The sequence below is a fragment of the Pseudomonas sp. MF06569 genome (genome assembly GCF_059862735.1).
Window position 1 is genome coordinate 110,803 of sequence record NZ_JCBCUZ010000015.1, and the last position, 6,852, is coordinate 117,654.

At 58.3% G+C, this 6,852-nt stretch carries 5 protein-coding genes and 1 pseudogene; 3 read left to right on the plus strand and 3 right to left on the minus strand.

The window, feature by feature from the left end:
• The first annotated feature begins 19 nt into the window (after positions 1 to 19).
• Both AC19YQ_RS15310 and AC19YQ_RS15315 read left to right on the plus strand, forming a co-directional pair.
• The gene (locus AC19YQ_RS15310) at positions 20 to 1,402 is read left to right on the plus strand and encodes a DUF1329 domain-containing protein (RefSeq protein WP_133078261.1); all 1,383 of its coding nucleotides are present in this window, start codon (positions 20 to 22) and stop codon (positions 1,400 to 1,402) included.
• A 99-nt stretch (positions 1,403 to 1,501) separates the two neighbouring features.
• Entirely contained in the window at positions 1,502 to 3,115 is a 1,614-nt protein-coding gene (locus tag AC19YQ_RS15315) for a DUF1302 domain-containing protein (protein ID WP_133078262.1), read from the plus strand.
• A gap of 121 nt (positions 3,116 to 3,236) precedes the next feature.
• Here the strand turns inward: AC19YQ_RS15315 and AC19YQ_RS15320 are convergent, their stop codons facing one another.
• From AC19YQ_RS15320 to AC19YQ_RS15330, 3 genes and pseudogenes are all read right to left on the minus strand, one after another.
• Positions 3,237 to 4,421 (minus strand): acyl-CoA dehydrogenase family protein, encoded by a 1,185-nt coding sequence (locus tag AC19YQ_RS15320; RefSeq protein ID WP_133078263.1) that lies wholly within the window; start codon positions 4,419 to 4,421, stop codon positions 3,237 to 3,239.
• Entirely contained in the window at positions 4,418 to 5,590 is a 1,173-nt protein-coding gene (locus AC19YQ_RS15325) for an acyl-CoA dehydrogenase family protein (RefSeq protein ID WP_133078264.1), read from the minus strand. Before AC19YQ_RS15325 ends, AC19YQ_RS15320 begins: the two co-directional genes overlap by 4 nt.
• 429 nt (positions 5,591 to 6,019) lie before the next feature.
• Positions 6,020 to 6,664: pseudogene (locus AC19YQ_RS15330) on the minus strand (IS5 family transposase); the annotation flags it as partial.
• On the opposite strand from AC19YQ_RS15330, the gene AC19YQ_RS15335 reads away from it, so the two are divergent.
• Positions 6,569 to 6,852: IS110 family transposase (locus AC19YQ_RS15335; RefSeq protein ID WP_500595437.1), on the plus strand; the 284-nt coding region annotated here is incomplete at its 3' end. The pseudogene AC19YQ_RS15330 and the gene AC19YQ_RS15335 overlap by 96 nt on opposite strands.

Below are 6,852 nucleotides of genomic sequence, written 5' to 3' on the forward strand. Positions count from 1 at the left end.
AATAAAAAAGGAGAACTCCATGGGACGCATCACCCACATGGGCGGCTGGCTGTCAGTCGCACTGGTTTTACACGGTTATAGCGGGCTGGCACTGGCCCAGGCACCTGCGGATCAGATCGCCCGGCTGGGCAAGGATCTGACCTGCGTCGGCGCACAGCAGGCGGGCAATGCCGAAGGCACAATCCCGGCGTTTGGCGGTCAATGGCTGGGTGCGGCGCCCGGGATGAAGTTCGAGGGCACGGGCAAGCATCCTGTGGATCCGTACCCCACCGAAAAGCCGCTGTTTGTGATCACCGCGCAAAACCTGAGTCAGTACGACGCCCATTTGTCCGAGGGGCAGAAAGCCCTGTTCAAGCTCTATCCGCAGACCTTTCGCATGCCGGTTTATCCTTCGCACCGCGACTTCCGTTTCTCTGACACCGTGTGCAAAGCCACCCTGGAAAATGCTTCGGTCGCCAAGCTGGTCGATGACGGTGAGGGCGTGGTTGCTCGCACCGGCGGTGTGGCATTCCCTATCCCGCAAAACGGTATCGAGCTGCTGAAAAACGCCTCGCTGTTTACCGTGCGGGCATGGACTGAGGAGTACACGTCAGACAACGCCTATGTGCTCAAGGACGGCAACATCAACTGGGGCCGTGTGCATTCGCGCAACATGGCGCCGGGCCTTGAGCCAGGCAAAATAGGTGATACCACCGGCAACTCATCGTTCTATCTCAACGAGACCCTGCTGCCACAGCGCGACAAGGGTGAAATCAATACCGGTACCGAGTACTGGAACGACAAGACCGAGCCGCGCCAGAGCTGGCGCTACGACCCCGGCACGCGTCGCGTTCGCCAATCCCCGGGTTACGGTTTCGACATGGCATTCCCGGGCTCCGGTGGTTCCATCACGGTCGACGAAGTTCGAATCTTCAACGGCTCTGCCCAGCGCTACAACTGGAATATCGTCGGCAAGAAAGAGCTGTATATCCCGTACAACACGGCGCGCTTGCATGACAGCAACCTCAAGTACGCCAACCTGCTGACCCCGGGCCATATCAACCCCGACAACATGCGCTATGAGCTGCACCGCGTATGGGTGCTCGAAGGCGTACTCAAACCCGGCAACCGCCATCTGTATGGCAAGCGCACGATGTACATCGACGAAGACAGCTGGTTCCCGATCATGGGCGACAACTACGACAACCGTGGCGAGCTGTGGCGCACCTCGATGGTCAACTACTTCTATGCCCCGGAGACACAGACCTGGCAGGCGGGTGTTGGCCTGTATCACGACTTGAATGCGGGCAGCTACCTGGCGTTCAACCTGATCAACGAACAACGTAACGGCTATGTGCTGAACAAAGGCGGATTTGCGCCGGGGGATTTCGGTCCTGAAGCAGCACGCCGGGCCGGCAAGTAAACCTGTAACGCCCTGACTCCATCCAGCTGTCTGCCACGGGCCTTGCCTGTGCGCAGGCGGCTGGGCGGGGCAAAAAAAAACAATAACAAGGAGCAAGGCATGTTCAAGCAATACACGCGTTTTGTGGGGACCGGTTTGTTGTCGGGGTTAAGCGGCCTGGCGCTGGCTGCGCCAACCATCGAGCTGGGTGAAAACACCACGCTCGACTCATCGCTGACCGTGAACTACACGGCTTCGATGCGTACCGAAAAGCCTGATCACGAATACCTCAATAACATCAACTACGACGACGCCACGCGCAACTTCAAGCGCGGTTCACTGATCAATAATCGGGTCAGTGTGTTTGGCGAGCTGATGCTCAAGCACGACAACCTCGGCGCCGTGGTACGCGGCAGTCACTTTTATGACGAGGTCTACCGTCAGCGCAACGACAACGATTCACCGGATACGGTCAACAAGACCGGACGCTACAACGACTTCAGCCAGGACACGCGCAAACTCAGTGGCAGCAAGGCGCGGCTGCTGGACGCCTACGTGTACGGCGACTTTACGGTCAATGACGACCAGTATTTATCCCTCAAGGCCGGGCGGCACCTGGTGGCCTGGGGTGAAAGCCTGTTCTGGCCCAACATCAGCCAGGGCCAGGCGCCAGTGGATTCGACCAAATTCAACGTGCCGGGCACCGAAGCCAAGGATGCCTACTTGCCGGTCGGGCAAGTCTCGGGTTCGTGGTCGGTGAACGAAGATCTGGCCTTGCTCGGTTTCTATCAATACAAGTGGGAAGAAACCCAGCTCAATCCCGTGGGTGACTATTTCGGCAGCGACACCTTTGGCCCGGGCGCCGAGTTCTTTCGGCTGGCCCCGGGAGTCATCAATAATTTGCCGGATGCAGCGGCTGTCGGTTATGGCGGTTCAGTCAAACCCGGCAACAGTGGCGAGTGGGGCCTGGGCACCCGCTACCGGTTGACGCAAAACACCGAAATCGGCTTGTTTCACTACCGTTATCACGATCGGGTTCCGGCGCTGTTTTTCGACTTCACCGGGCAGACGCACTACTCCTCGCTGGGTAAGGTGGGTGGCAACGGCAATGGCCCGAGTTACCAGTTGGGCTACTTTGACAACATCAAGCTCACGGGCATGAGCTTCACCACAAAAGTCGGTGATTCGGTGCAGTTTGCCGGTGACCTGAGCTACCGCGATGGTGCCGCGGTGTACTTGAGCAATGGTGCCCCGGCCCGTGGCCAGGTGTGGCAGGGCAACCTGAACGCGGTGTACATGATTGGGCCGACGTTCATGGCGCAACAGACCACGTTGATGACCGAGGTGGTGCACCAGAGGATTCAGGGTGTGGATGACCTGACGATCAGCGGTGGTGGAGCGGGCACGGATGGCACCTTCAACACGTTCGTGTACGACGGTCAGACCCGTGGTTCAAGCCTGCTTGGCATCGGCGCGTATTTCGATCACCCCAACGTGTTTAACGGCTGGGATTTGACGACCAAAGCCACCTGGACCCAGAACATCGACGGCAGTGCCTACTCCGGGTTGGGGCGTGCCGAGAAGCGCCTGACAGTGGGGGGAGACTTTAAATACCTGGGTAACTTCCAGCTGGGGCTTACCTACGTGGCGTACTTGAGTTCGGCCGATATTGCCCAGGGGCGGACAATGGCTGACAGGGACTACCTGTCGTTTAACGGCAAGTACACGTTCTGACAGGTTGAGGTAAGGACTGCTGCGCAACACCGTGAAAGCGGGATTGCTCGCGATTCAGACGCCGCGGTTCAGCAGGGGAACCGCGTCGATAGCATCGCGAGCAAGCCCGCTCCCACAGGTACTAACGCGCTTCGCGCGGCATGCCCAACGCTCGTTCGGCAATGATGTTGCGCTGGATTTCACTACTGCCACCGTAGAGGGTGTCGGCCCTGGTAAACAGGAACAGGGCCTGCAGGCGGGTCAGCTCGTAAGGTGCCCCTGCCAGCAACTCGGCTTCAGGCCCGAGCACGTCCATCGCCAGCTTTCCAAGTTCCACATGCCAGGTGGACCACGCCAGCTTGTAGATTGTTGCTTCAGGTCGAAGGCTGCCGTCCTGAGCTCCGGACAACATGCGCAGCGAGTTGTAGCGCAACACACGCAAGCCGGCCCAGGCCTGGGCAATGCGTTGACGTATGACGGGGTCCTGCGCCGCGCCATTGGCCCTGGCGATACGCACGACTTCGTCCAGTTCATTCTGAAACTGCATCTGCTGCCCTAGGGTCGAAACCCCTCGCTCAAACCCCAGCAGCGCCATGGCAATTTTCCAGCCATCGCCAGGCTGGCCGATCATGTTGTGCGCCGACGTCCTGGCCTGATCAAAAAACACTTCATTGAATTCGCAGGTGCCGGTCAATTGCTGGATCGGCTGAACCTGTATACCTGGCTGATCCATGGCGACCAGCAAAAAAGACAGGCCGCGATGGCCGACACTGCCCGGTTCGGTGCGTGCAAGCACAAAGCACCAATCCGACTCATGGGCCAGGGATGTCCAGACCTTTTGCCCGCTGATCAACCATTGGCCGCTGCTTTCATCGAAACTGGCGCGGGTCTTGATATTGGCCAGGTCGGAACCTGCGCCGGGCTCGGAATAGCCCTGGCACCAGAAATCCTGCCCAGACAGAATCGGCGGCAAAAAACGCTGTTGCTGCTCGGGGGTGCCGAAGGCTGCAAGGGTCGGTCCGACTAGGCCCTCGCCAATATGACCCATGCGCCCCGGACCGCCCGCCCGGGCGTATTCTTCAAAAAAAATTACCTGCTGGTTGATACTCAGTCCACGGCCCCCATGCTCGGTGGCCCAACCGGCACCGACCCATTGCCCCTGTGCCAGTACCTGCTCCCAGCGTTTACGCAACGCGGGGGCAAAGTCTTCATCCCCTGGGCCACCACGAAAGCGCAGAACGGCAAATTCGCCAGTGAGGTGCGTTTGCATCCACTGGGCCACTCGTTGCCGGAACTGCTCATCTGCTGCGCTGAAGCCGATATTCATGTGCGCTCTCCGAAAATCTGTCTGGCCAATTGCTCGCGATGAAATGCCGGAGTGCCGAGCATCTGCTCACTGGCCCGCGCTCGCTTGAAGTACAAGTGCGGGTCGTATTCCCAAGTGAATCCCACGCCGCCATGCAGCTGGATGGACTCGGCAGCGCACTGAAAAAAACCTTCACTGGCGAAGATCTTGGCCGTGGCGGCGGCCTCTCCCAGTTGCTGTCGAGCACTTGGATCGCCATCAATGTTCAGGCATTGATCGGCAATGCAGGCGGCGTAATAACTGGCGGACCGTGAGCACTCAATGGCCAGCATCAGATCGGCGCAACGGTGCTTGATGGCCTGGAAGCTGGCGATACGACGACCAAACTGTTCGCGCTCGCTTATGTATTTCAAGGTGATGTCCAGTGACTGCTGGGCACCGCCGGTCTGCTCGCCAGCCAGACCGATGCAGGCGATGTGCAGCACATCGCGCAGCAACGGCCAGCCCTGTCCCGGCTCGCTGAGCAAATGCTCGTCGCAGACGGCAACGTCGTTCAGGGTGAGGGTGGCCAGGCGACGGGTCTGATCCAGTGTCGCCTGCGGCTGGCAAAGAATGCCGGGTGTGTCAGCAGGTAAAGCGAACAAGCGGATACCGGCTTCGCCGACGCTGCCCGGAGTGCGAGCGGCAATGATCAACAAGTCACAGTCGGCGCCGTCGATGACATAGCGATACTCGCCATTGAGGCGATACCCGCCTGCATGGCTTTGTGCATACACCTGCACGCCACTATCGTCCCAGCGTGGGGCGCTGGTATAGGCGAGGCTGGCGCGTACGTCTCCAGCGGCGATCAATGGCAACCAGCGCTCCTTGAGTGACTCATTGCGGCTGAGCAACAGGGCAGGGGTGGCCAGGCAGCACGTGGCAAAAAAGGGCGTAGGCAGCAGGCAGCGTCCCAGTTGCTCCTGCAACAGGCAAACCTCGGCGAAGCCCAGTCCGAGTCCGTCATAGGCTTCAGGGATCGCCAGTGCAGGCCAGTACAGCTCCTTGGCTATTTGCTCCCAAGTCTGGGAGTCATACCCACGTTCACTGCTCATCGCCGTGCGCACGGCGCTGGAGCTGGCAACCTGGGTCAAAAAACGCTCGGCAGACGCTTGAATCATTCGCTGCTCGTCAGTCAGGGCAAGCTCCATGTGGGCCTCGTCTAAGTGATACGGATCAAGGCGCCAGCATGAAAGCGCGCAACGCGGGTGCAATCCCTGAGCCGGACTAGTCCGTATGAGGGGCCCGTTTGCGCGTGTTTAACGCAATGGAAGGGGTGAGGTCAGACTTCGGAATCCCAGATGACAGCGATACTTCCTGAGTACTTGCCTTGCTCAGACAGCATTTGCTCGACGTATTCCTTTTTGATCTCGAAGTGCAGCAGGGATGGCTTTTGCTCGACATAGTGTGTGGACTTGAATATCTGATCTGTCGCAATGCTTAAGGAAGCTCCGATCAACTTGCCGCAACCGCGCAGTAAGTTGAAAATCCCGCTGAATTTGGCGCTATTGACCGCGAAATATCCCGTACGCGCCGCCTTGGCGAGCTTGTCAGCCCATTTCTCCGTGTTACGTGCGTAATTAGCCCATACCCATCAGCTTTTTTCGAGCCATCCATAAATTGGACAAGGCAAACAGCGTGGTCAATTGAGCGGTGTTTTTCATCAGGCCGCGAAAGCGCACTTTCACATAACCGAACTGACGTTTGATCACCCGAAATGGGTGTTCGACCTTGGCCCGTGTCTGGGCCTTGAGGTACTCGATTTTGCGCTTGGCTTTGTACAGCACGCTGCGCTTGTTCAGCTTGGAATAGGTGCTGCGTCGCGCGGCGATTTGCCAAACCACTTCACGGTTTTCATGCTCTTCGCGCTTCTCGACACCGGTGTAACCAGCATCAGCGTAGACCGCGTTTTCCTCGCCGTGCAGCAGTTCAGCAACCTGAGTGACATCGGCTACATTCGCCGCGGTGCCGTGAACGTGGTGAACCAGCCCCAACTCAACGTCGGCACCAATATGGGCCTTCATTCCGAAGAAATATTGATTGCCTTTAATGAGATGGTCAGCCCTGCTCGAGAAACCCAGTGAGTCTAGACTTACTGGGTTTCTCTCTTTACCGAAGGAGGATCTCTCATGAATACCGTGACGCTTCTGGGTATTGATATCGGCAAGAATACCTTCCACTTGCATGGCCAGGACGCCAGAGGAAACCAGCTCTTGCGCAAGAAGCTCAATCGTAGCCAATTGCTGCCGTATCTGACGCAGTTGCCAACCTGCAAAATTGCCATGGAGTCCTGCGGCGGCTCGCAGTGGCTGGCTAGGCAGATCGAAAGCTTAGGCCATCGAGTGCAATTAATCGCGGCGCAGCATGTAAAGGCCTACGTCACCGGCAACAAGAATGACTTTATCGATGCAGA